This window comes from Solemya velesiana gill symbiont (assembly GCF_002020805.1).
In the GTDB taxonomy this organism is placed as follows: domain Bacteria; phylum Pseudomonadota; class Gammaproteobacteria; order Chromatiales; family Chromatiaceae; genus Sedimenticola_A.
This window is the reverse complement of sequence record NZ_MPRJ01000020.1, coordinates 13,239-35,689: the sequence shown is the minus strand read 5'-3', so window position 1 is coordinate 35,689 and position 22,451 is coordinate 13,239. Positions and strand designations below refer to the sequence as shown.

22 protein-coding genes and 1 pseudogene are annotated in these 22,451 nt (G+C 57.4%); 15 read left to right on the top strand and 8 right to left on the bottom strand.

Annotation, left to right across the window (positions count from 1 at the left end):
* Positions 1–160: 160 nt before the first annotated feature.
* The 4 genes and pseudogenes from dnaB (at position 161) to BOW53_RS04590 (ending at position 4,656) form a co-directional block, all read left to right on the top strand.
* Entirely contained in the window at positions 161–1,561 is a 1,401-nt protein-coding gene (dnaB, locus tag BOW53_RS04605; RefSeq protein ID WP_078486338.1) for a replicative DNA helicase, read from the top strand.
* A complete protein-coding gene (gene alr, locus BOW53_RS04600) occupies positions 1,561–2,646 on the top strand; it encodes an alanine racemase (protein WP_078486337.1) in 1,086 nt (361 codons plus the stop codon). Before dnaB ends, alr begins: the two co-directional genes overlap by 1 nt.
* Entirely contained in the window at positions 2,630–4,000 is a 1,371-nt protein-coding gene (gene radA / locus BOW53_RS04595; RefSeq protein ID WP_078486336.1) for a DNA repair protein RadA, read from the top strand. The genes alr and radA overlap by 17 nt, the downstream gene beginning before the upstream one ends.
* Before the next feature lie 205 nt (positions 4,001–4,205).
* A pseudogene (locus tag BOW53_RS04590) lies at positions 4,206–4,656 on the top strand (rhodanese-like domain-containing protein).
* Between the two features lie 125 nt (positions 4,657–4,781).
* On the opposite strand, the gene BOW53_RS04585 reads toward BOW53_RS04590, so the two are convergent.
* The 4 genes from BOW53_RS04585 to BOW53_RS04570 all read right to left on the bottom strand — a co-directional run bounded on the left by BOW53_RS04585 (position 4,782) and on the right by BOW53_RS04570 (position 7,403).
* On the bottom strand, positions 4,782–5,150 hold the full coding sequence (locus tag BOW53_RS04585) for a PilZ domain-containing protein (protein ID WP_078486334.1): 369 nt from the start codon (positions 5,148–5,150) through the stop codon (positions 4,782–4,784).
* A gap of 61 nt (positions 5,151–5,211) precedes the next feature.
* The gene (locus BOW53_RS04580; protein WP_135607002.1) at positions 5,212–5,697 is read right to left on the bottom strand and encodes an FHA domain-containing protein; all 486 of its coding nucleotides are present in this window, start codon (positions 5,695–5,697) and stop codon (positions 5,212–5,214) included.
* 45 nt (positions 5,698–5,742) lie between these two features.
* Positions 5,743–5,886 (bottom strand): FHA domain-containing protein, encoded by a 144-nt coding sequence (locus BOW53_RS04575; RefSeq protein WP_172838765.1) that lies wholly within the window; start codon positions 5,884–5,886, stop codon positions 5,743–5,745.
* A 230-nt stretch (positions 5,887–6,116) separates the two neighbouring features.
* Positions 6,117–7,403: an HlyC/CorC family transporter gene (locus tag BOW53_RS04570; protein WP_078486332.1), complete on the bottom strand. Its 1,287-nt coding sequence runs from the start codon at positions 7,401–7,403 to the stop codon at positions 6,117–6,119.
* A gap of 117 nt (positions 7,404–7,520) precedes the next feature.
* Between BOW53_RS04570 and BOW53_RS04565 the strand changes: the two genes are divergently transcribed.
* The 10 genes from BOW53_RS04565 to fliJ all read left to right on the top strand — a co-directional run bounded on the left by BOW53_RS04565 (position 7,521) and on the right by fliJ (position 17,943).
* The gene (locus tag BOW53_RS04565; RefSeq protein ID WP_216641086.1) at positions 7,521–8,090 is read left to right on the top strand and encodes a PilZ domain-containing protein; all 570 of its coding nucleotides are present in this window, start codon (positions 7,521–7,523) and stop codon (positions 8,088–8,090) included.
* 130 nt (positions 8,091–8,220) lie between these two features.
* Positions 8,221–9,690 (top strand): sigma-54 dependent transcriptional regulator, encoded by a 1,470-nt coding sequence (locus tag BOW53_RS04560; RefSeq protein ID WP_281254023.1) that lies wholly within the window; start codon positions 8,221–8,223, stop codon positions 9,688–9,690.
* A gap of 135 nt (positions 9,691–9,825) precedes the next feature.
* On the top strand, positions 9,826–11,019 hold the full coding sequence (locus BOW53_RS04555) for a sensor histidine kinase (RefSeq protein ID WP_078486330.1): 1,194 nt from the start codon (positions 9,826–9,828) through the stop codon (positions 11,017–11,019).
* Positions 11,016–12,350, top strand: a complete 1,335-nt coding sequence (locus BOW53_RS04550; protein ID WP_078486329.1) for a sigma-54-dependent transcriptional regulator — start codon at positions 11,016–11,018, stop codon at positions 12,348–12,350. Before BOW53_RS04555 ends, BOW53_RS04550 begins: the two co-directional genes overlap by 4 nt.
* Before the next feature lie 61 nt (positions 12,351–12,411).
* Entirely contained in the window at positions 12,412–12,729 is a 318-nt protein-coding gene (gene fliE / locus BOW53_RS04545) for a flagellar hook-basal body complex protein FliE (RefSeq protein WP_078486328.1), read from the top strand.
* Between the two features lie 46 nt (positions 12,730–12,775).
* Positions 12,776–14,449 (top strand): flagellar basal-body MS-ring/collar protein FliF, encoded by a 1,674-nt coding sequence (gene fliF / locus BOW53_RS04540; RefSeq protein WP_078486327.1) that lies wholly within the window; start codon positions 12,776–12,778, stop codon positions 14,447–14,449.
* The gene (fliG, locus tag BOW53_RS04535) at positions 14,439–15,455 is read left to right on the top strand and encodes a flagellar motor switch protein FliG (RefSeq protein ID WP_078486326.1); all 1,017 of its coding nucleotides are present in this window, start codon (positions 14,439–14,441) and stop codon (positions 15,453–15,455) included. The genes fliF and fliG overlap by 11 nt, the downstream gene beginning before the upstream one ends.
* A complete protein-coding gene (locus BOW53_RS04530) occupies positions 15,436–16,110 on the top strand; it encodes a flagellar assembly protein FliH (RefSeq protein ID WP_172838764.1) in 675 nt (224 codons plus the stop codon). The genes fliG and BOW53_RS04530 overlap by 20 nt, the downstream gene beginning before the upstream one ends.
* Before the next feature lie 3 nt (positions 16,111–16,113).
* On the top strand, positions 16,114–17,484 hold the full coding sequence (gene fliI, locus BOW53_RS04525) for a flagellar protein export ATPase FliI (RefSeq protein WP_078486324.1): 1,371 nt from the start codon (positions 16,114–16,116) through the stop codon (positions 17,482–17,484).
* A gap of 24 nt (positions 17,485–17,508) precedes the next feature.
* Positions 17,509–17,943, top strand: coding sequence for a flagellar export protein FliJ (gene fliJ / locus BOW53_RS04520; protein WP_078486323.1), 435 nt, complete (start codon positions 17,509–17,511; stop codon positions 17,941–17,943).
* A 36-nt stretch (positions 17,944–17,979) separates the two neighbouring features.
* On the opposite strand, the gene BOW53_RS04515 is transcribed toward fliJ, so the two are convergent.
* Positions 17,980–18,279, bottom strand: coding sequence for an EscU/YscU/HrcU family type III secretion system export apparatus switch protein (locus tag BOW53_RS04515; RefSeq protein WP_078486322.1), 300 nt, complete (start codon positions 18,277–18,279; stop codon positions 17,980–17,982).
* Positions 18,276–19,928 (bottom strand): flagellar hook-length control protein FliK, encoded by a 1,653-nt coding sequence (gene fliK / locus BOW53_RS04510; RefSeq protein ID WP_078486321.1) that lies wholly within the window; start codon positions 19,926–19,928, stop codon positions 18,276–18,278. Before fliK ends, BOW53_RS04515 begins: the two co-directional genes overlap by 4 nt.
* A 128-nt stretch (positions 19,929–20,056) precedes the next feature.
* Here fliK and BOW53_RS04505 point away from each other — a divergent pair, with 128 nt between their 5' ends.
* Entirely contained in the window at positions 20,057–20,968 is a 912-nt protein-coding gene (locus BOW53_RS04505) for a pentapeptide repeat-containing protein (protein ID WP_078486320.1), read from the top strand.
* Here the strand turns inward: BOW53_RS04505 and amrA are convergent.
* The gene (gene amrA, locus BOW53_RS04500; RefSeq protein WP_245831997.1) at positions 20,958–21,557 is read right to left on the bottom strand and encodes an AmmeMemoRadiSam system protein A; all 600 of its coding nucleotides are present in this window, start codon (positions 21,555–21,557) and stop codon (positions 20,958–20,960) included. The two genes, BOW53_RS04505 and amrA, sit on opposite strands and share 11 nt — an antisense overlap.
* Complete coding sequence (gene amrB, locus BOW53_RS04495) at positions 21,544–22,332, bottom strand: AmmeMemoRadiSam system protein B (RefSeq protein ID WP_078486318.1); 789 nt, start codon at positions 22,330–22,332, stop codon at positions 21,544–21,546. The genes amrA and amrB overlap by 14 nt, the downstream gene beginning before the upstream one ends.
* Between the last annotated feature and the right edge of the window lie 119 nt (positions 22,333–22,451).

Below are 22,451 nucleotides of genomic sequence, written 5' to 3'. Positions count from 1 at the left end.
CCAGGACGTCCGGGGCACTAATAGGTTGTCGAAGGCCGAGTCGATTTTGGGGACTTGGATGTCCCAAAATCTTTCACGAGGTCGAAGACTCGCTTGTCCTGTAAACTGTTTTTCACTTATCCTTTCTACTTCGGATAAACACCAACCTATTTGGATTTCAATGCAAGAACCGGCTTTCCCCTCTGAAGCACCCTTTGGCAATCAGGTTACGGATTCGTTGCGTGTGCCGCCCCATTCAATCCAGGCGGAACAGTCGGTACTCGGCGGGTTGATGCTGGACAACTCTGCATGGGATCAGATCGGCGGGAAGGTCTCAGAGGTGGATTTCTACCGCAGGGAGCACCGCCTGGTGTTTCGGGCTGTCGAGTCCCTTGCGGAACAGAGCCAGCCCTTCGACGTGATCACCCTGTCAGAAGAGTTGGAGCGTCACGGTCAGCTCGAGGATGCCGGTGGTCTGGCCTACCTTGGCAGCCTGGCCAAGGATACCCCCAGTGCAGCCAACATCAGGGCCTATGCCGAGATCGTACGCGAACACTCGGTGATGCGCCAGTTGATTTCTGTGGGTACCGACATTGCCGACAGCGGTTTTCAGCCTGAAGGGCGGAAGAGTACCGAACTGCTCGATGATGCGGAGTGCAAGGTATTCGAGATCGCCGAGCAGGGAAGCCGCGGCAAGGGTGGATTCGAGTCCATCAAGAACCTGCTCACCAAGGCCGTGGATCGTATCGAGACCCTGTTTGAACAGGATGAGCCCATCACCGGCCTCAGCACCGGCTTCGTCGACTTCGATGGTATGACCTCGGGGCTCCAGCCCGCCGACCTGATCATCGTCGCCGGTCGCCCCTCCATGGGTAAAACCACCTTTTCAATGAACATCGCCGAGAATGTCGCTATCAACAGCGGCAAGCCAGTTGCGGTGTTCAGTATGGAGATGCCCGGCGAGGCGCTCTCCATGCGCATGATGTCCTCCCTGGGCCGTATCGATCAGCACCGCGTGCGTACCGGTAAACTGGAAGATGACGAGTGGCCCCGTCTCACCTCAGCCGTGAGTATCCTGGCGGAAGCGAAACTGTTCATCGACGACACACCGGCCCTCAGTCCCACCGAGGTGCGCGCCAGGTCCAGGCGCCTGATGCGCGAACACGGCGAACTGGGCCTGATCATCATCGATTACCTGCAGCTGATGCAGGCGCCCGGCGCGACTGAAAATCGTACCAACGAAATCTCGTTGATCTCCCGCTCCCTCAAGGCACTGGCCAAGGAGCTCAACGTACCGGTGATCGCACTCTCCCAGCTCAACCGCAGCCTGGAACAGCGCACCAACAAGCGTCCCATCATGTCGGACCTGCGTGAATCAGGCGCCATCGAGCAGGATGCGGATATCGTGGTCTTCATCTACCGTGACGAGGTCTACAACGAGGACAGTCCGGACAAGGGGATGGCGGAGATCATCATCGGCAAGCAGCGTAACGGTCCCATCGGTACCGTCAAGCTCACCTTCCTGGGTCGCTACACCAAGTTCGAGAACTACATCGACGACGTCTACAGGGACGACTATTGATGGGTCCCCGCGCCCTTATCGACCTCTCAGCACTTGCCCACAACCTTCGGCGCGCTCGCAGCGCCGCTCCAGCGAGTCGCGTGATCGCGGTGGTCAAGTCCAATGGTTACGGGCATGGTGTATTGCGTGCGGCCAAGGGGTTGGCCGAGGCGGATGCCTTCGCGGTGGCCAGGGTCAGTGAAGGGATCGAGTTGCGCAGTGCAGGCATCGATAAGCCCATCATGGTGTTAGGTGGTGCAAGGACTGCACAAGAGCTCAGTGATGGGTCTGACAGCAACCTGGAGTTGATGGTGCATCATCACAGCCAGGTGACCCTGTTGGAAAACCACGACAGCGCCCGTCCCGTCACTTGCTGGCTAAAGGTGGACAGCGGCATGCATCGCCTCGGTTTTCTGCCAGGGGAGGCGGAGACTGTCTGGCAACGGTTGTCTGAACTGCCCTCGGTGCAGGGCGAGGTTCGCCTGGTGACTCACATGGCCAATGCGGATGATATTTCCGACAACGCAACCATTGCCCAATTGGAACGTTTCAATCCAGTGGCTGAACGACTGGGAGTCCAAACCAGTATTGCCAATTCGGCATCTACACTGGGCTGGCCAAATGCTCACGGTGATTGGGTCAGGCCCGGCATCATGCTTTACGGCGCATCGCCTTTTCTTAACGGTTCTGCAGAGCAGGACGGCCTGCGGCCCGTAATGACCCTGGAGACCCGGCTGATGGCAGTAAACCATCTACCCGAGGGATCGTCCATTGGATACGGTGGCACCTGGTGCTGCCCGGAGGCGATGCCGGTAGGGGTGGCGGCCATTGGCTACGGTGACGGTTATCCCCGGCACGCCCCATCCGGTACCCCGGTATTGGTTAACGGCAAGCGCGTGCCCTTGGTGGGACGCGTCTCAATGGACATGATCACCCTGGATCTGCGTAGCCAGCCCGATACGGAAGTAGGTGATACGGTGACACTCTGGGGGGAGGGACTGCCCGCGGATGAGATCGCCCGGGCTGCCGGTACTATTGCCTATGAATTGTTTTGCGGTGTCACCCGGCGGGTAAGGTTTGAGGAAGTCGATGGCCAAGAGCACTAAGAGTATCTACAGCTGCACATCCTGTGGGGGGCAGTTTCCCAAGTGGGCAGGGCAGTGTCCCGACTGCCAGGCCTGGAACACCCTGGAGGAGGCTGTGGCTGCGCCGGTAGGCAATCGCAGCAGCCGTTTCGGCGGTTATGCGGGGGATGCCAACCAGAGCAGGGTACGCTCTCTCGCCGAGGTGGAAGCAGAGGTACGAAGTGGTGAGCCTACGGGTACAGGTGAGCTCGACCGTGTGTTGGGCGGCGGCTTGGTGCCAGGCTCCGTTGTGCTGATTGGTGGTGATCCCGGTATCGGCAAGTCCACCCTGTTGATCCAGACACTGGCTGATTTCTCAAGCCGGCTCTCAACGCTCTATGTCAGTGGTGAAGAGTCGCCGGAGCAGATCAGCCTGCGTGCCCACCGGCTTGGTCTCCCCAGGGAGAACCTGAGACTGCTCTCCGAGACTTGCGTGGAGCGTGTGCTGGCCGTTGCGGGGCAGGACCGGCCGGCGGTGATGGTGATCGACTCCATCCAGACCATCTACACTGAGCAGCTCCAGTCTGCTCCCGGCTCTGTGGCCCAAGTGCGGGAGTCAGCGGCCCAACTGGTGCGTTTCGCCAAGCAAACCGGCACCGCGGTGATTCTCGTGGGCCACGTCACCAAGGAAGGGGCGCTCGCCGGCCCGCGGGTGTTGGAGCACATGGTGGATACGGTGCTCTACTTTGAAGGGGACTCCGGTTCACAGTTCCGGCTGATCAGAACCATAAAGAACCGTTTCGGTGCCGTGAACGAGCTGGGCGTCTTTGCCATGACCGACAAGGGGCTGAAGGAGGTGAGCAATCCTTCAGCGATTTTTCTCTCCCGCCACGGCGACGAGGATGTCTCCGGCAGCAGCATCCTGGTTACCCGCGAAGGCAGCCGTCCTCTGCTGGTGGAGGTGCAGGCACTGGTGGATGAGAGCCCCCTGGCCAATCCACGCCGTGTCACCCTTGGCCTGGAGCAAAACCGTCTCTCCATGCTGTTGGCGGTACTGCACCGCCACTGCGGTATTGCCATGTTCGACCAGGATGTCTACGTCAACGTGGTCGGTGGTGTCAGGATCACCGAGACCGCGGCCGATCTCACTGTCCTGCTGTCGGTGCTCTCCAGTTTCAGGGACAGGACCATCCCGAGGGACCTGGTGGCGTTTGGTGAGGTGGGCCTTGCCGGAGAGATCCGTCCGGTACCCAACGGCCAGGATCGCTTGAAAGAGGCGGCCAAGCATGGATTCAGCAGGGCAGTGGTGCCGCGCAAGAATGCGCCTAAAAAATCGATATCGGGTCTCGAGGTGATAGCCGTGGAACGCCTGCCGGATATCCTGGATGTGTTCTGAACAACTTTTCCCCGTTTAGAGTTTTTCACATCTTTTGATATTTCTCCTGTCTTTCCAGGTCAATCTGAAGAGCCGAAAACCAGGTCTGTGTGAATGGGCCTCAACAACGCAATTTGACCAAGGTCAAGCCTATCGGGTCTGGGTTGTGGTTCACTTTGGACCCTGAAACGTAAAAATGATCATTTATTAATATTGGTGGGAAAACATGCACCGGCTGCAAGACCTGTTGAAGACAGTTGTACTGCCCCTGTTAATTCTGTTGCCAGGGGTGACAGTAGCGGCAGACGAACTGGATGGCCCGGCCCCAGCTTCGGTTGCGGGTACCACCTTTGTTGATACGGCGACAGCGCAGCAGCTACTTGCCGAAGGCGTTCCCTTCGTGGACGTGCGTCCCGAGTTCATGTATCAGGCAGGGCGGATTCCAGGCGCGGTCAGCCTTCCCCTTCCTGGCGGAAAGTTCAACCGCCAGTCCCGACGATTCGGTGATTCTGCATTGTCGTGGCAAGGATTGCATGATGAGCTCGCAGGCGGCGCAACAGGCGGTCGAGTGGGGCTACAGCCGGATCTATTACTACCGTGCGGGTTACAACGGCTGGAGAGATGCCAGCCAGCGGGTGGAAGTGCCGAGCAAGGACGCGATGCAGGCCAAAAACTGATCCGGACCCACCCAGCTGGGACAGATGGTTCAACACATACAAAGATTTACCGGTGCTCGGTAAGCCTTTTTTAATTGCCGGGTTGCGACTTCCAGTATTTGGGAGAGGGCGTTCTGATAATCGGTTTAGCCCAGGGCGGCCAGTTCCCGTTCCAGCAGGTCGGGTTCACCGAGGTTCAACTCGATCAATCGCCTGAGATGGCCGACGCTCTCCATATCGATGTGGGTGCAGCGAAACCCCATGCTGTTATTTTGTGTGTGCGCCAGGAGGGTGGGCATACGGATGCGGATTTCGCTGCCAGGCAGCGAGATCTCAAGGGTGACAGGAGCGTCTGTGTCGATGGCATAGTTTTCGGATCTTGCCACCAATGCACCTTTCAGGGAGATATCGATCAACCTGGATTCTGTGGTTTGGTCCTGGTAAGAGATGATAACAGGGGCATCAAAGAGCAGTCTGGTGAAATTGCGTCGCTCCTCGATCTGTTCACTGGTCATGGAACTCTCCCTGCAATCCGTCGTTGCTTATTGGGGGGAAGTATAAGCGAAAAGCCGGTCCCTAGCTCGCTTCCGCCTGGTTGATGGCGTTCTCGTGAAAACGCATGGTGATTGCACCCAGCTGTATGGTGCAGCCCTCTTCGAGCTTGATGCTGCGTTGCCCGATGGAGGTGCCGTTGATCAATGGCGGTGTATCGCCTTCAAGGTGAGAGATGTAGTAGCCATCGCTTCGATGTGCAATGACAGCGCACTCGTCTCCCCGGATACCCAGGCGCATCAGTGAGCGCTGCAGGCGGAGAATTTTACCGATGTGTTCTCCAGTGAGTACCTGGATGCAACCGGTGGGCAGGGTGTCGATGGTGCTGACGATGCGCTCCAGGTTGGGGCCACTCTCGATGTCCTTCTTCGCTACGCTGACTTCCGGCGTTGGGGAAGGTCTTGGGAAATCAATGGTAATAGCGCTCTTGGAGAAACCGAGGACGTGTTTTCCCACCTTGATCAGGTCACCATGGGTAAGGGTATGCTTCTCGATTGGGTAGTTGTTCACCAGCACGCTCTGTGCCGGTTTCACAATGTAACTGTCACCCTCACGTCAGATCAGCGCATGTTCATAGGCTATTGCGGGGCTGTCGATCTGCAGATCGCAGTCGCTGCTGCGGCCAATAAGGGTTTCTCCTTCACCGAGGTGGTGAACGTCCAAAGCGCGGCTCTTGTAAAAAACTGTCAACTTGGCCATTCGAACTTTCCGTGGGCAGTGCCGATCCGTAACCATTCAGGGTGTTCAGCGTGATGCGGTGACTCTGGGTTTATTCGTGTTAGAAATTAGTCGCAATTTAAAATGTGACTTAAGTCACGCTAATAACTTCTCAATTTATAACACATTTTCTACCTACCAAAGTATAGGCAGATGACAAAAATATGCAACCTAGCTTACCAGTATAAGGGAAAAGTCTTCCTGAATGGAGTTTAATTCGTGGGGATTTTGCGCGTTTTGCGACGTTTATCCGGCTCTATGCGGATCATACGCACGGCGTTGTCCTGGGTCAGCAGTATCTCAACCGGATAGCCTTCGAGCAGCAGGCTGGTGCCGGGTTCCGGTATAGCCTCCAGGTACTCGGTAATCAGTCCATTTATCGTTCTCGGGCCATTGATTGGCAGTTCCCAGTGTAAGGTGCGCACCAACTCCTTTACGTTGGCGTTGCCTGCAACCAGAAAGCTGCCGTCCTCTTGGGGTTGGACGTCCTGAATGCTGTCTGAGGGATCGGTGGTGAATTCGCCGACAATCTCTTCCAGCAGATCTCCCAGGGTGATCAGTCCCAATACATCACCGTATTCGTCCACCACCAGGCCTACGCGTGCCCTTTTTCGCTGGAAATTGAGCAACTGCTTGTTGAGAGGTGTGCCTTCAGGAATGAAATAGGGGGGATCGCACGCCTCCTGAATGATTTCCTTGGTCAACTCCCCTTGGGTGAGAGCGTACATCGCCTTGCGTATATGGAGCATGCCTACAATGTGGTCGATGCCGTCATTGAATACGGGCAGGCGGCTGTAGGGGCTATTCTGCAGCTGTCTGAGGATATCCTCGATGGGCTCTTCTAATTCAATACCGTCGACTTCGTTGCGTGGCACCATGATGTCCTCGACAGCAGCCTTCTCAAGGTCGAGGATACTGAGCAGCATCTTTTGATGCTTCTTGGGGATCATGGCGCCTGCTTCCGTCACCACGGTACGCAGCTCCTCCTGGCTGAGGATCTGGCCCTCCGAGTCATCCGGGGAGACGCCGAGTCTCTTGAGGACTGCGTTGGCTATACCATTGACGACCCAGACCAGGGGGTAGAGCAGTTTGAGCAGGGGGGCATATAAAAATGCTGCCGGAAAGGCGAGTCGTTCCGGGTGGAGCGCGGCCAGGGTTTTGGGTGCAACCTCGGCAAATATCAGGATGACCAGGGTCAGTAACCCGGCAGCGATGGCAATTGCACCTTCACCGCCCAGGCGCAGAGCGATGACCGTCGCCAGGGAAGATGCAAGGATATTGACGAAGTTGTTTCCAAGCAGAATCAGTCCGATCAACCGGTCTGGGCGATGCAGCAGTTTTTCGGCTCGAACCGCGCCCTTATGGCCATCTTTTGCAAGATGCCGCAACCGGTAACGGTTCAAGGTCATGAGTGCCGTTTCGGAGCCGGAAAAGAACGCAGAGAATAAGATTAGTAGTGCAAGTACGCCAAACAGCATACTTGTGGGAATGTCGCTCAAAAGAGGGAGCCTTAGGTTGTTAAATCACCTATCTTTCTAAGACTGTGGGGGCGCCATGTCAAGTTGCATGATAAATTCAGTAACAGTCGTGTCATATTGCGGGAGATGGATGAGGTTATGGAAGAGTATCTGGGTGATGGGCTGGTTTTCGAAACCAAGCTTCCACTGAAATGCGAAGTCGCATCTGAACAATCGGTTGTCGAGGGCATGCCGCGTGCTGCTGCTCGTAACGAGCGGTTGTTGCAGTGTCTGATCGCACTGGATGAGCATCGCAAAGAGGTATCCGAAGAAGATGATGATCGTGTAGCAGAACTGCTGAGACTGGAGGCGAAGTTGGACATGCTGCTGGAGCTGGTCTCCGGTTTGGTTCAGCAGAAGGAAGACGTTGAAGTGCCTTCCGGCTTGCGTTTAGGCGCCATGGGCATGAGTTGGTCCGGGGGGGAGGCAGATCTGCAAGTGGGGCAGCATGCCTGGATCAGTCTGGCGATCGACCCACGCCTTCCCCAATCCCTGAAACTGCCCGTCTTGATCAAGGAGATTGCCGACCATGAAGAGGGACGCTGGATTACTGCGAGCTTCCTCGAACAGGGAGAGCGATTCACGGATCTCCTTCAAAAAGTGATCTTCAGACACCATCGCCGACAGGTTGCCCAGTTGAGAGCGGAACAGAAAAGGGAAGATGATTAGGCGGCCTGGAATTTGTCAAAAATATTACATGTGTCGCGATTTTGACATGCGGGTAATGTGGTGTATAACTAGCTGTGAGAAATAACAATATTAAATAAACCTGGGAGGAATTAGGGGTAATACGCCAGACATGGATGCACAGACAGAGGACGGGACATTCCATATGTTGCACGGCGGCTGTGTTCTGTTGGTGGATGGAGATGAAGAGCGGATCGATTACCTGGGAAGTATCTTTCGTTTCCTGAGCTTCGACTTTGACTCCACGGGCAGCATCAACCAGGTAAAGAAGCATCTGCAGAAGCAGGATGAGGAATCCTGTTTTTCAGTCATTGTTGGACCCGATGTTCCCGAGAGCGAGCGGTCAAAGCTGATTCAGATGGTGGAACAGGCCGATCCCAAGCCGGCGCTGTTCAGGGTCAGCAACACTGGCGAGACCTTGGAGGAAGAGTCCGGCAGTCCCTATATCGGCGCCTTCCAACTCCCCACGCGCTACGAGATCATGGTCAACCATCTCCACAAGGCCCAGCTTTTCCATGAGCACCAGATGGCCGAGCGGGGTGGATTGCGCCCCCTGGAGCTCTTCCGAAGCCTCTCCGGCAACAGCCGGGCAACCCGTCGCATCAACAAGATGATAGAGCAGGTGGCGGATACCGAGGCCACCGTATTGGTACTCGGGGAATCCGGTACTGGCAAAGAGGTGGTGGCACGCAAGCTCCACTACAACTCATCGCGCCGCGGCAAGGCTTTCGTGCCGGTCAACTGCGGTGCCATACCGGCAGACCTCCTGGAGAGTGAACTGTTCGGCCATGAACAGGGTGCCTTTACCGGGGCCATCAGTTCCCGCCAGGGCCGTTTCGAACTGGCCGAAGGGGGTACGCTGTTCCTGGATGAGATCGGTGATATGAGTATGCCGATGCAGGTCAAGCTATTGCGTGTGTTACAGGAGCGCACCTTCGAACGCGTGGGAAGCAGCAAGACCATGCGATGCAATGTAAGAATCATTGCGGCGACCCATCGCAACCTGGAAGAGGCCATACAGAAGGAGAAGTTTCGTGAGGATCTCTACTATCGCCTGAATGTGTTCCCTATAGAGATGCCGCCGCTGCGTGACCGTGCCGAGGATATCCCCGTGCTGGTCAACGATCTGATCTCGCGTATTGAGAAAGAGAAGAGGGGATCGGTTCGGCTGACCCCTGGCGCTGTCATGGCCCTGACCCAGTACCGCTGGCCGGGCAACGTGAGGGAACTGGCCAATCTGATTGAACGGCTTGCGATCCTCTTCCCCTATGGCGTGGTTGATGCCAAGGATCTGCCGGAGAAGTTCAGGGCCGGTTATACCGCGCTCTCCGATCAATCTGAAGAGCTGCCCCAGGTGAGCATCTCCGGTGATGAGCCCCAATCTGTAATCAATGTCTCGCGTCTGCCCCATGAGGGGATAGATCTCAAGGCCCATCTCAGTGCCATGGAACTGGACCTGATCCGGCAGGCACTGGATGAATCCGGCGGGGTTGTCGCTCATGCCGCCAAGCGTCTGAAAATGCGCCGTACCACCCTGGTCGAAAAATTGCGGAAATATGGCTTACAGCGTGGCCAGGAGTAGTCGGGAATTTGACGTCCTTCTAATGATCTATTCGTAACTCATTGTTAATTAAGTAAATCATTATTCTGGAACACTTTTTGCTGCTGTACTGTCAGCGGCCCAATACGGGCAAACCGATGGTGGTGAAAAGTGCAGATGAGCAGCGGAATTCCCGCAGAGAGACAAAAACTCCAGGATGCCTTCCAGGTTTTCAACCAGGTTTCCGAGCAGCTTGCCGACTCCTATCAGCAACTTGAGCTGAAAGTTTCAAAGCTGAGCGAGGAGCTTGCCGCTGCTCGCAGCGAGCGGATGGTTGAGCTCGCCGAGAAAGAACGCCTGGCCAACCGGCTCTCCAAGCTGCTCGACACATTGCCAGCTGCGGTTATCGTTGTGGGTGGTGATGGACGGGTGCAGGAGTTCAATCCTGCAGCCCAGAAGTTATTCCCCCGGATCAACACCTCGCAAAACTGGCAGACATTGGCTGAAGATGAATTCACCCGGCACGGCCCGGGGGACGAGATTCGCCTCAAGTCCGGTCGTCTGGTGAGCTTGACGGAGCGGTCATTACTGCCTGAATCCGGACGCATCCTGTTGTTGCTGGATATCACCGAAACCCGTGAGCTGCAGAGCAGGGTGGAGCGCCAGCAGCGTCTCAGCGCCATGGGTGAGATGTCCGCCCAACTGGCCCACCAGGTAAGAACACCACTTTCATCGGTACTGCTCTACAACGCCCACCTGGCACGTGATGACCTCACGCCAGAGCAGCGCAAGCGCTTTTCCGATCACTGCCGTACCCGACTCATGCACATAGAGCGCCAGATCAACGACATGTTGTCCTTTGCCCGCGGCCAGCGCTATACCCCTGAGCCGATGGATATCGCGCTGCTGCTAGGTGACCTGAGGCAGACGTTGACACCACTGTTCGAGTACCAGGGTACCAATGCCCAACTGATCATCGAGATCGAATCCGTGCCGCCCATCGGTGGCAACAAGGATGCACTGATTGGTGCCTTTGCAAACCTGGCCATCAATGCCCTGGAACATGGCGGAGACGATGTGAAACTGGTGATCAGAGCCTATCGCCAGGGTCAGCATGTAAAAATTCGCTTTGAGGACAACGGCCCCGGAATCCCCGTCGATGTCCGCCAACGCATATTCGATCCTTTTTACACCACCCGTTCAGATGGCACCGGGCTTGGTCTCGCCGTGGTCCAGTCTGTTGTCCTGGCCCACCAGGGAGAGATCGAGGTAGATGCCAGCAAGAGTGGTGGTGCAAGTTTTATTTTGAGTTTTCCTGCACTGGATAGCAGCAACAACGCAGTGAACGGTTTGACGAGGAGTGCTTTATGAATAATGCAACGGTTCTCGTTGTTGAAGACGACCCGACGCTGAGAGAGGCGTTGTGCGATACGCTGGACCTGGCGGGCTATTCAGTCATCAGCGCTGGTGACGGCAAAGCCGCACTCAAAGTGCTGGAGCAGCAGAGTGTGGGCATGGTGGTCAGTGACGTGCAGATGCGCCCCATGAACGGACAGGAACTGCTGAACCGGATAAAGGCCGATCACCCGGCCGTACCCGTACTCCTGATGACTGCCTACGGCAACATTGAAAAGGCGGTAACCGCCATGCGCGATGGTGCGGTGGACTACTTGGCAAAACCCTTTGAGCCCGAGACCCTGCTGGAGAAAGTAAGAGAGTCGGTGGTCGACTGGGGGTCCATGGATGAAGAGGTCATCGCCGACGATCTGCGCACCCGGGAACTGCTTGCACTGGCGGGACGGGTTGCAAACACCGATACGACGGTCATGATCGGTGGCGAGAGCGGTACCGGTAAGGAGGTCTTCGCCCGTTATATCCATCGCAACTCATCACGCAGGGAGGGGCCTTTCGTTGCCATCAACTGTGCAGCTATTCCGGACAACATGCTGGAGGCCATGCTGTTTGGCCACGAGAAGGGTGCTTATACCGGTGCTTACAGCTCTGCGGCCGGTAAATTCGAACAGGCCCAGGGCGGTACATTGCTGCTCGATGAGATCTCGGAAATGGATCTCGGTCTGCAGGCGAAGTTACTGCGTGTGCTGCAGGAGCGCGAAGTCGAGCGCATCGGTGGCAGCAAGGTGATCCCCCTGGACGTGAGGGTACTGGCCACCTCCAACCGCAACCTGCGTGAAGAAGTATCCGCCGGCCGTTTTCGCGAGGATCTCTTCTACCGGCTGAACGTCTTCCCGATTCATCTCCCCCCGTTGCGTGAGCGCACCCGTGACATTCTGCCCCTGGCCAGGTTCATGCTGCGTCGACAGTGCACCATGCAGAACATGCAGGCACCGCGGTTTTTAGCGGTGGCCGAACAGCGCCTGCTCAGCCATAACTGGCCGGGTAACGTTCGTGAACTGGACAACGTGATTCAGCGGGCACTGATCCTCTGCAACGGCACCGATATAGGCCCCGATGATCTCAGCTTCGAGATGGAAGTGCAGGGCGCCAAGCCCGCTGTTGGCGAGAAGCCGGTGGGGCGGTTGAATGACGATCTCCGCTCGGTTGAGGAGCAGATGATTCTCGACGCCCTGCGGGATGAAAACGGTAGCCGCAAGAGTGTTGCAGAAAGGCTCGGCATCAGTCAGAGAACCCTCAGATACAAGATTGCCCGCCTAAAAGAGGCCGGAGTGGCGATCCCGGGGTGAGTTGGTGCGCAATGTGTATATAAGTAAGTGTTAGCGTTGTATTGAACAGAGTAAGCAGACCATGAGCACAATGAATATCGATCAGGTTTTGGCACAGATGCGACTGATGTCTGCCCAGGCATCAGGTGAGACACAGCCTGCGAAGGAGACTGGCCAGGCGGATTTCGGTGACCTGCTGAAGCAGAGCATCGACAAGGTCAACGAAACTCAACAGGATGCCGGCGCCTTGAAAAAGGCTTTCGAGATGGGAGAGGAGAATGTGAACCTGGCCGAGGTGATGGCGGCCATTCAGAAGTCCAGTCTCTCCTTCGAAGCCATGGTGCAGGTCAGGAACAAGCTGGTTGAAGCTTACAAGGATGTCATGAATATGCCGATCTAACTAGCTGAATAATCAGTTAAAATTATAGATAGAGGCTTGGAGAGCTATGGCAAACGAAATTGCAAACGCTAATACCGGAGTACCGGTGCAGACACCCTCTTTGGGGCATAATCCCATCGTCAGGCAATTGGCGGCATGGATCGGTTTTGCGGCCAGTGTGGCGTTGGGAATCACCATCGCCCTCTGGTCCTGGACACCCAACTACAGCCTGCTCTACGGTGGCCTTTCCCAGCAGGATGCCATGGAGGTGGTAGCCGCCCTCGAGCAGGCAAACATCGATTTCAAAGTGGACGAGGGAACCGGCGCCGTGATGGTGGCCAGCGGCAAGGTGGACGAGGCGCGGTTGCAACTTGCCGGACAGGGTTTGCCGCGCAGCAATGCGATGGGCTTTGAACTGCTTCAGCAGGAGACCGGATTCGGCACAAGCCGGGCCCTGGAGGCGGCGCGTTTCCACCGGGCCCTGGAAGGGGAACTGGCCCGCACCATCGGTTCGCTCAACAGCGTTTCATCTGCCAGGGTACACCTGGCAACACCCAAACAGTCGGTGTTCGTGCGCAAGCGCAAGGAACCCAGTGCTTCGGTGGTTGTCGGACTCTACAGTGGGCGTTCCCTGGAGAAGGGTCAGGTTGACTCTATCGTTCACCTGGTGGCTTCCAGCGTGCCCGAGCTCGATACCAGCCGCGTTACCGTGGTGGACCAGCGGGGCAGACTGCTCAGTGGCAAGGGCGACAGCCGCGAGATGATACTCAGTGCAAACCAGTTCGAATACACCAAGCAGCTTGAGGAGCATTACCGTCAGCGCATTGAAGATATCCTGACGCCTGTGCTGGGCATGGGCAACGTTCGTGCAGAGGTGACTGCAGACGTGGATTTCACCATCACCGAGCAGACCGAGGAGCGCTACAACCCGGATATCGTTGCGCTGCGCAGCGAGCAGATCAACGAAACCTCCAGCAGGTCGGCAGCCGGAGCCCAGGGTGTGCCAGGAGCTTTTAGCAATCAGCCGCCGGTTGCAGGAACCGCACCTGAAGTGGCTGTCGAGGAAGGAACAGGTGAAGAGCAGCAGACATCAGGCCCCCTCAGTGCCACCAAGCGCGCGACGCGCAATTACGAACTGGACAAGACCATCAGCCACACCCGTCTCTCCACGGGAGACCTGCGCAGGCTCTCCGTCGCCGTGGTGGTGGATGACAAGGCGTCCGTCGCCGAGGATGGTGCCGTCAGTCGGATCGAGCGTACCCCCGAGGAGCTCAGCCGTCTCACCCAGCTGGTCAAGGAGTCCATTGGCTTCAACGCCCAGCGCGGCGACAGTGTACAGGTGATAAACGCCTCCTTCCTGGCGCCACCGCCCCCCGAGCCCCTGCCTGAAATTCCCATTTGGGAACAGGCCTGGGTCTGGGATATGGCGAAACAGGTGGGTGGTGTCATACTGGTACTAGTACTGATCCTTGTGGTGCTGCGACCCACCATGAAGCGACTGACCGCTGTTCCTGTACCGGCTGAAACCCCCGAGGGTGTGCCAGGTATGGCCGGGGCAGGTGGTATGGCCGGTGCGGGCGGAGCAGCTGGCGCCTTGGCGGGAGGTGATGAAGACTCGTTGAGGCTTCCCGGTCCGGAGCGGTACGAGGATACACTGGATGCTGCCAGGCGCATGGTCCACGAGGACCCCAAACGCGTGGCGCAGGTTGTTAAACAATGGGTAGCCGAAGATGCAGGATGAGGTTGAATCTACTGCGAGTGATCTGAAGGGTGTAGACAGGGCCGCGATCCTCTTGCTCGCACTTGGCGAGAAGGATGCAGCAGCTCTGCTATCCCATATGGGCCCCAAGGAGGTCCAGAAACTCGGGGCTGCCATGACGGGACTGAGCAACGTCTCCACCGAGCAGATGGAAACGGTGATGCGTTCGTTCGTCAAGTCCCTCAGGACCCAGACCGCCCTGGGACTCGACTCAGACAAATACATCCGCAACGTACTCACCAAGGCCCTTGGCCCGGACAAGGCCAGCGGCGTTATCGACCGCATTCTGCTGGGTAGGGCAGGCAAGGGCCTGGATCAGCTCAAGTGGATGGACCCCCGGGCCATTGCCGAGATGATCAGGCTTGAACATCCCCAGATCATCTCTATCGTTCTCTCGTTTCTGGATGCCAACCAGGCGGCGGAAGTGCTTGGTGAACTGCCGGAGAGGGCGCGCTCCGACATCCTGATGCGCATTGCCACCCTCGAAGGCATACAACCCAATGCCTTGCAGGAGCTCGACTCGATTCTCGAGAAGCAGTTCAGTGGTGCGACCAGCGTCCAGTCCTCGTCCCTGGGGGGCGTGAAGACCGCAGCAAACATTCTCAACCTCCTGGATAATTCTGAAGAGGTGCTGGAGACGATCACCTCGGCGGACGAAGAGCTCTCCCAGGAACTGCAGGACAACATGTTCGTCTTCGACAACCTGATCGATGTGGACGATCGTGGGATCCAGACCCTGCTGCGGGAGATCGCCTCGGAACAGTTGCTGGTGGCCCTGCGCGGTGCAGACGAAATGCTCAAGGAGAAGATATTCAAGAACATGTCGAAGCGTGCTGCGGAGATGCTGCGCGACGACATGGAAGCAGCAGCACCCGTCAAGCTCAGCGACGTAGAGATGGCACAGAAAGAGATTCTGACCGTTGCCCGCCGCCTGGCGGATGCCGGAGAAATCATGCTCGGAGGCGCAGGTGGAGAAGAGTTCGTCTAAGGTCATTTCAGGCCAGGAATCCCCCGAAGCCCGCCAATGGCAACCGCCGGACGTGGGAGGCAAGGGCGCCCTGAATGCGGCCAAGCCAGGAAAACTGCTGACCGCTGATCAACTTGAACAGCTGCAGAAGGAAGCTTACGACGAGGGTTACGAACAGGGTAAAAAGGCCGGCTTCGAGTGCGGTCACAAGGAAGGGCTGGTTCGGGGCAGTGAGCAGCTTAAACAGTTTGATGAACTGATGCAGACCCTGAATACCCCACTGCGCCAACTCGACGAACAGGTGGAGCACGAACTCGTCGAACTGGTTGTCAGCATGGTGAAGCAACTGGTCAGACGAGAGGTGCGGGCCGATCCCGGGCAGATAGTCGGTGTGGTGCGTGAAGCCGTTGCCGTACTGCCGGTTGCCTCGCGCAATGTTCGCTTGGTGGTCCATCCGGACGACGCTGCAATGGTGCGTGAGGTTTACGAAGTGGGCGAGAAGGAACTCGGCTGGAAAATCGTAGAGGACCCCCAGATCGCCAGGGGCGGCTGCCGGGTGATGACCGAAACTTCCCAGGTGGATGCTACCCTGGAATCTCGCCTGGCCGCTCTCGTGGCCCCCATCCTTGGCGGCGAACGTGATCTGGACGACAGTAGTGGAACGCCAGGAGAGTGATCGATGACCGATCCTGAAGCCAATCGCAATAGTATCTGGTCAAAACGGCTTGCCCACTGCAGACAACAAATCAGTGACAGCCGCGGCCTGGTGGTCGAAGGGCGGCTGACCCGCATGGTGGGACTCACCCTGGAAGCGGTTGGCTGTCGCGCAGCGATTGGCGGTCAGTGCAACGTGATCAGCGGCAGCGGTGATACCATCGAAGCGGAAGTGGTGGGTTTTGCCGGTGAGAGCCTCTACCTCATGCCAACCGGTGACATCCGCGGACTGGAACAGGATTCACGGGTGGTGCCCACGGGCCGTGTTTGCGAAGCACTGGTTGGGGATCACCTGCTGGGCCGTGTCATCGACGGGGCCGGGCGTCCTTTGGACGGCAAGGGTCCGATCCATACCGTGGAGCGCCGCCCGCTGACCGGAAAGATGTTCAATCCCCTGGCGAGAGCGCCGATTCAAGAGCCCCTGGATGTCGGTGTCCGGGCCATCAATGCGCTGCTCAGTGTAGGTCGGGGGCAGCGCCTGGGGCTGTTTGCCGGTTCAGGTGTGGGCAAGAGTGTGCTGCTGGGCATGATGACCCGCTACACCAATGCCGATGTCACCGTGGTGGGGCTGATCGGAGAGCGCGGACGCGAGGTGAAAGAGTTCGTAGAGAACATCCTTGGCGAGGAGGGTCTTTCGCGGGCGGTGGTGGTGGCCGTGCCGTCGGACAACACGCCGCTGCGCCGAATGCATGGCGCCATGCTGGCCACATCCATTGCAGAGCACTTTCGCGACCAGGGCAAGCAGGTGTTGCTGCTGATGGACTCCCTGACCCGCTTTGCCCAGGCACAGCGTGAAATCGCCCTGGCCATTCACGAGCCGCCGGCCACCAAGGGATATCCGCCTTCCGTATTCGCCAAACTCCCACAGCTCGTGGAGCGGGCGGGTAACGGTGATACGGGTGGTTCCATTACCGCCTTTTATACCGTGCTCACCGAAGGGGACGATCAGAATGACCCCATTGCTGACGCGGCGCGGGCGATTCTCGACGGCCATATTGTGCTGTCCAGAAAGCTGGCCGACACGGGACACTATCCTGCCATCGACATCGAAGCGTCCATCAGCCGGGCCATGAACGAAATTACCGACATGGATCACCAGGATGCAGCCAGGGCGTTTAAACAACTATACTCAATATATCGGCAGAACCAGGACCTGATCAGTGTGGGGGCATACGAGAGGGGCTCGGGCGAGCGGATCGATGCGGCGATCGATGCTATGCCATCCCTCGAGGCGTTTTTACGGCAGGATATGTTTACAAGGGTGCCCCTGGAGGAGAGCCTGGCTGCCCTGATGACGCTCTTTCCAGCAGCGCGGGAAGTAGAGGTAACGGTATAACCCAATGTCCAACACGGATAGAACATGACAGCATCGAAACGGTTGCTACCAGTCAAACGCATAGCTGAGTCCAGGGAGAGGAAAGCAGCCAAACGCTTTGGAGACTCCAAGCGCCACGTGCACGAGCAGGAGGCGAAGCTGGAGGAACTCAAGCGTTACCACCAGGAGTACCTCGAGCGCTTCCAGGAAACGTCGAGGAACGGTATCTCGACAGCCCAACTGATCGAGTACCGGGCATTTCTCGAAAAACTCGAACTGGCGATCCGGGAGCAGACCCGCATCGTCGAGTTGAGCCAGAACGAGTGCACCAGCCGCAAACAGGAGTGGCAGAAGAAGCACGTCAGAACCCAGGTCCTGGGCAAGGCAGTCGACCGCATGCGCAGTGCGGAACAGAAAGTCGAAGAGGGCAGGGAGCAGAAAGAGCTTGACGATCGCAACCAGCGTAACCGCCGTAACTAACTCTTTTGAATTTACAGATTTATCGGAATTCCCAAATCATTCTGATTGGGGCTCCTTGAATCCCGGCGGCCGCTTTCCCGATACCAGGTAGGCGAAAGCGATCACCTCCGCTATGGCCCGATAGAGAGTTTCGGGTATCTCGTCACCCAGGGGTATCTGTGCAAGTATGGCGGCCAGCTCCGGGTCCTTCTCCAGAGGGATGCCATGTTGTTCGGCAAGCTCGAATATGCGCGCAGCCAACTCTCCGCGACCCTTGGCAGTCACCCGCGGGGCATTCTCTCCATCGTAGAGCAGGGCGACAGCAGATTCTGGTGGTTGGTTGTAGGTCTCGCTCATGCTTTCTCATCCAGCAGTTGTCGGAACCTCTGCAGGTTGACCTCCTCATCGTCTGTTTTTCCCTGCCGGGCGGATACCCGGCCAACTCTCAGGCCGGCCCGCTCAAATGCTGCATCGAGCTTTGGCAGTTCGCGTTCAATGCGCCGGGCGCTCTCCGGCAGCTGTGTCACGAAGTGGCTGGAGATCAGGTCGTCGGTCAGGGTCAGAACAGCTTTTACCGGCCCCAGGTTTTCAAGATCGAAATTGAGGGTCACGGTCCACAGGGTCTCATCATCACCATCGGTAGCGTGGTTCTCACGGGCAATACGCAGCTTAAAGCTGTCCGTGTTCCCGGCATTACTGACAGGGACCTCCAGGTGCCAGGTCTGCCTGGGCTGGTCGTCCACAGGCACAGAAGCCAACTGGTGCATCTGAACACGGGCAAGGGCGCTTTCGGCGTGTCCCAGCAACTCCGCTAAAAAACGCCCCAATGCACCTTCTGCACCAGCTGTGGCTGGTTGTTGGGGGGTGCCTGGCTGTTGCTGTGTGCCCGAGGTAGTGGGGGCGTTGGCCGGAGCACGTTGCAGCAGTAAAAGCAGTTGCAACAGGCTGGCCTTGAAATCGGATTGCGGGGTCACGTTCTGAGCCAGGCTCGATTCCAGGAACAGGCCGGATGCCTGCAATGCCTCACGCAGGCGTTCAGGTGTAATCGGTTCGTTGTTGGGAATCGTATGGCTGAGTACCCGCTTTAGCGCTTCCAGCAGGTTTTGAGGTAGCCCGTTTTCAATGCCGGATGGTGCCGGGGCATTGTTGCCCTTGATGGCGACCGGGGGTGCTTGTGAACTGGGATTGGTACGGTTGCCCGATATCTCCCTGCTTGGTGTTTGTGGTGGTGTCGTGGTGTTTCCTGTCGCCACCGTCTGTGTCGGTTTTCCCTCTGCCTGTGCAATACGGTAGGCGAGGGGGATACCTGTTTTTTGAGTCAATGCCCGACCGTCTGACTGTCTAGTCGCAGCCAGAGATGGGGATTGATTCTGATTACGCTCAACAGTTGGGGGTGTGGTGGCGTTTTGAGCCACAATCTGCAGAAAGGTTCGTGCAGGCTGTGCACTCTGCAGCATCTGCTTCAGGGTGGCGATGAGCGCAGACGGTGTCGCCAGCCCCTTCCAGGCCTGGATGAACGGGGGCATTGCCCTTGTTGAATCGGCTCGGAGCTGAGGTCCCGGAGTTGGCTGGTTACTTCCGGTCAGTGTCCTCTGCAGGTTACCTGAATTGTCGGGTCTGATCGGATCTTTCGGCAGGGGAGCCACAGGCGTGTTGAGGATGGTTCTGAGTTTGTTGAAAAATGCAGGCAATGGTTGCTGTTTTGGCAGCACGGCTCGAAAAAAACGGGCCTGGAGTTCAGCAAGTGTGGATTCGCGGAGCAGGCTCAATTCGGGACTGCTGCCAGCTTTTACCACGTTGATATTCAACTGTTGGCCCTTTTCAAGGCCGATGGGCGTACGCACCAGGACCTCCAGGCGACCTACCTGTAGCTTGGCGACATTGTCGCGGGTCGGGGCGAGCACGGTGGCCTTGACCGTCTGTCCTGGCCTGAGGTCTTCGATTGCCCGCAGGCGGGTCTCTTCAATGTAAAGACGCGGGTTGTTGATCAGGTCGGATATTTGCATCTTTATCCAGGGGCAATGGAGCTTCCTGCCGTGATTTTTAACAAAATAGCGTTTTCTCTTTGACTGCTCTACAGTTTATCGGCAGAGATGCCGAACTATTTATTGATTAGTGGTTAAATATAAAAGTTATGACTGAAGAAATAGAAGAAACAGGCAAACAGAACCTTTGGTATGTCAGGCGCAAGGGGAAAGCCCAGGGGCCATTTTCAAGCGGTACGATTCGGCGTTTCGTAACACTGGGGCGCGTGCTCCTGACCGATGAGGTAAGCATGGACAGGGAGACCTGGCAGAGAGTCTCCGATGTGCCGGAGGTGGTCTCGCCTGAGGTGCGAAAAGCGGCTGCCGAAGGAAGACTGTATGAGGTATTGCCAGCCAAGTTGCGTGAAGACGAGCGTACAGGTCGCGAGCGCAGAACGGCCAAGGATGATGAAGAGTTTGCAGGCCGTCGCAAGGGGGAGCGGCGTGATGATGAGCCCGAAGTGGCTCAGCAACATCGCAAGGCAAGGACCGCTCTGAAGGAGGAGCGGGAGAGCAGTACTTTCCCCCTGATTGGTGCAGGGGTCATCGGTCTGCTAGTAGCGGCAGTCATCATATATGGTTTCATGATAGGTGGTTCGGAAAAAGAACCCGATCCGGATTGCCTGGCCGCGGCTGCTCCCGGCGTCAACTGGCGCAACTGCCGCCTGGATGGTCTTAATGCCGAAGGCAAGGATATGCAGGGTGCTCATCTCAATAATGCAGTGCTTCGGGGTTCAAAACTCTCCGGCAGCCGTTTCAACGATGCCGATCTTCAGTACGCGGATTTCAGCAGTTCTGATCTCAGCTACAGCGAAATGAAAAATGCTATGATGAAGGGGGCGGGTCTGCGCAAGGCGGACCTCTCCTATGCCGACCTGTCCAACGCCGATCTCAGTTTCAGCGATCTGACAGGGGCCAATCTTGGCGGATCGGTGCTGGCCGGTGCCCGTTTCGATAACGCCATATGGACCGACGGGAAGACCTGCGCGGCGGGCTCCGTGGGAAGGTGCATCAAGCGCTGATATCTTCCGCGGAGAAGGACTCCGTCTCGTAGCGGAAAATAGTGATGTCGTCAGACCAGTGATCGGCGGGCAGCCCCGCTTTGAGCTTGAGATGCTTGAGGAAGTGCTCAGGCTGTGGGAGCTGTTCCCACACCGAGGGCAGGAAAGTTCCACGGCGCATCCCCTCCTGAAGAATCAGGCCATCCACCCCGGGCCGCATTTTTGCAATCAGATCCTGCTCGGTGGTGAACTCCAGGGGGACGGCAGGGGTGAGCACCGAGATGTGGATCTCGAGACCATCCATCTCCACCGGGGTCATCCTGGGAAAGCGCGGGTCCCTGAATGCGGCTGAAAAGGCATTTTCGGCAACGTCCTTTACCAACTCCTGAATCGTCTCCAGGTGGCCTGTGCAGCCACGGAGCATCCCGCTGTGGTTCAGGGTGACGAAGCAGGCCCGCTCGGCCTGCAGCTCTCCCGGGTAATCCCGGGCATCAACAGAAAGGGGTGCACCGGTATCCAGCCCGTGGCGAATGGAGGCTTCGGCTAGTTCCAGAAGGGTCTTTCTGCCAGCCGTGTAGAGTCTGCTTCCGATTTTTTCAGGAGAATGCATAAGCGCCATATCCCACGACCTGGTTGCGCGGTCCCGCCGTATCGCCGGAGTTGCGCAGATCCAGGGTTGTGACCTTTAGGTGGTTATGACGGGCTGCCAGCAGCAAACCGCTCACCAGGGTTCTGCCGCAGGCATTGTTGTATCCGAGGCTGTCGGGGTCGAGCTCTTCGATGGCGCGGGTGGTCTCGCTGTCCATCTTCTTGGCGGAGTCGTAGTCCAGGTAGTGGCTGAGGTCGGAGCTGATTACGATCAGGGTCTCGTCGCCGCCCCAGAGCCTCTCCAATACCTCTTCAACATGTTCCGGGGTGGCGTCGCTGACCAGCAGCGGGACGATGCGGAAATCATCTAGGCTCTCCTGGAGGAAGGGGATATGCACCTCCAGGGCGTGCTCGTTCTCGAACGGCTGTTCGAGCTGCTTGACCTGGGGCAGGTCATCGATGGCTGCCAGGGCCTCCGTATCCACCGCTACGTTGCCCAGTGGGGTCTCGAAGTAATCCGCGGCACTGTAGGCCAGGCCCCTGAAGGCCATGCGATGGGAAGGGGCGAACAGGATCACCCGTTTTACGGTCTCCTTGATTTCAGAGAGCTGTGCATAGGCGTTGCCGGCGATGGGGCCGGAATAGATGTAGCCCGCATGGGGGGCAACCAACGCCTTTGGGGTCTTGATGCGTCCCGGGGTGGCGTCGTGGAGGAATTGGCGAACTTTACTGCGCAGTTCATCGGGATCGGCCGGGTAGAAGAGTCCGGCTACGGCAGGTCTGCGAATTTTCTTCATGGTTGCGTCCCCCGTTCAGGAGTGCAAGTTCAGCATCTGCTTCTCTAGTAACAATGGAACCATAAGGGCCAAAAATCAAGGCTCGTGCAGCGATCTATAATTAGGTTATCAGGAGGGAG

Coding starts and splice junctions, on each gene's coding strand:
- dnaB (WP_078486338.1), top strand. CDS start 161: ATGCAAGAACCGGCTTTCCCCTCTGAAGCACCCTTTGGCAATCAGGTT.
- alr (WP_078486337.1), top strand. CDS start 1,561: ATGGGTCCCCGCGCCCTTATCGACCTCTCAGCACTTGCCCACAACCTT.
- radA (WP_078486336.1), top strand. CDS start 2,630: ATGGCCAAGAGCACTAAGAGTATCTACAGCTGCACATCCTGTGGGGGG.
- BOW53_RS04585 (WP_078486334.1), bottom strand. CDS start 5,150: ATGACCAGTGAACAGATCGAGGAGCGACGCAATTTCACCAGACTGCTC.
- BOW53_RS04575 (WP_172838765.1), bottom strand. CDS start 5,886: ATGGCCAAGTTGACAGTTTTTTACAAGAGCCGCGCTTTGGACGTTCAC.
- BOW53_RS04565 (WP_216641086.1), top strand. CDS start 7,521: ATGGAAGAGTATCTGGGTGATGGGCTGGTTTTCGAAACCAAGCTTCCA.
- BOW53_RS04560 (WP_281254023.1), top strand. CDS start 8,221: ATGGATGCACAGACAGAGGACGGGACATTCCATATGTTGCACGGCGGC.
- BOW53_RS04555 (WP_078486330.1), top strand. CDS start 9,826: ATGAGCAGCGGAATTCCCGCAGAGAGACAAAAACTCCAGGATGCCTTC.
- BOW53_RS04550 (WP_078486329.1), top strand. CDS start 11,016: ATGAATAATGCAACGGTTCTCGTTGTTGAAGACGACCCGACGCTGAGA.
- fliE (WP_078486328.1), top strand. CDS start 12,412: ATGAGCACAATGAATATCGATCAGGTTTTGGCACAGATGCGACTGATG.
- fliF (WP_078486327.1), top strand. CDS start 12,776: ATGGCAAACGAAATTGCAAACGCTAATACCGGAGTACCGGTGCAGACA.
- fliG (WP_078486326.1), top strand. CDS start 14,439: ATGCAGGATGAGGTTGAATCTACTGCGAGTGATCTGAAGGGTGTAGAC.
- fliI (WP_078486324.1), top strand. CDS start 16,114: ATGACCGATCCTGAAGCCAATCGCAATAGTATCTGGTCAAAACGGCTT.
- fliJ (WP_078486323.1), top strand. CDS start 17,509: ATGACAGCATCGAAACGGTTGCTACCAGTCAAACGCATAGCTGAGTCC.
- BOW53_RS04515 (WP_078486322.1), bottom strand. CDS start 18,279: ATGAGCGAGACCTACAACCAACCACCAGAATCTGCTGTCGCCCTGCTC.
- fliK (WP_078486321.1), bottom strand. CDS start 19,928: ATGCAAATATCCGACCTGATCAACAACCCGCGTCTTTACATTGAAGAG.
- BOW53_RS04505 (WP_078486320.1), top strand. CDS start 20,057: ATGACTGAAGAAATAGAAGAAACAGGCAAACAGAACCTTTGGTATGTC.
- amrA (WP_245831997.1), bottom strand. CDS start 21,557: ATGCATTCTCCTGAAAAAATCGGAAGCAGACTCTACACGGCTGGCAGA.
- amrB (WP_078486318.1), bottom strand. CDS start 22,332: ATGAAGAAAATTCGCAGACCTGCCGTAGCCGGACTCTTCTACCCGGCC.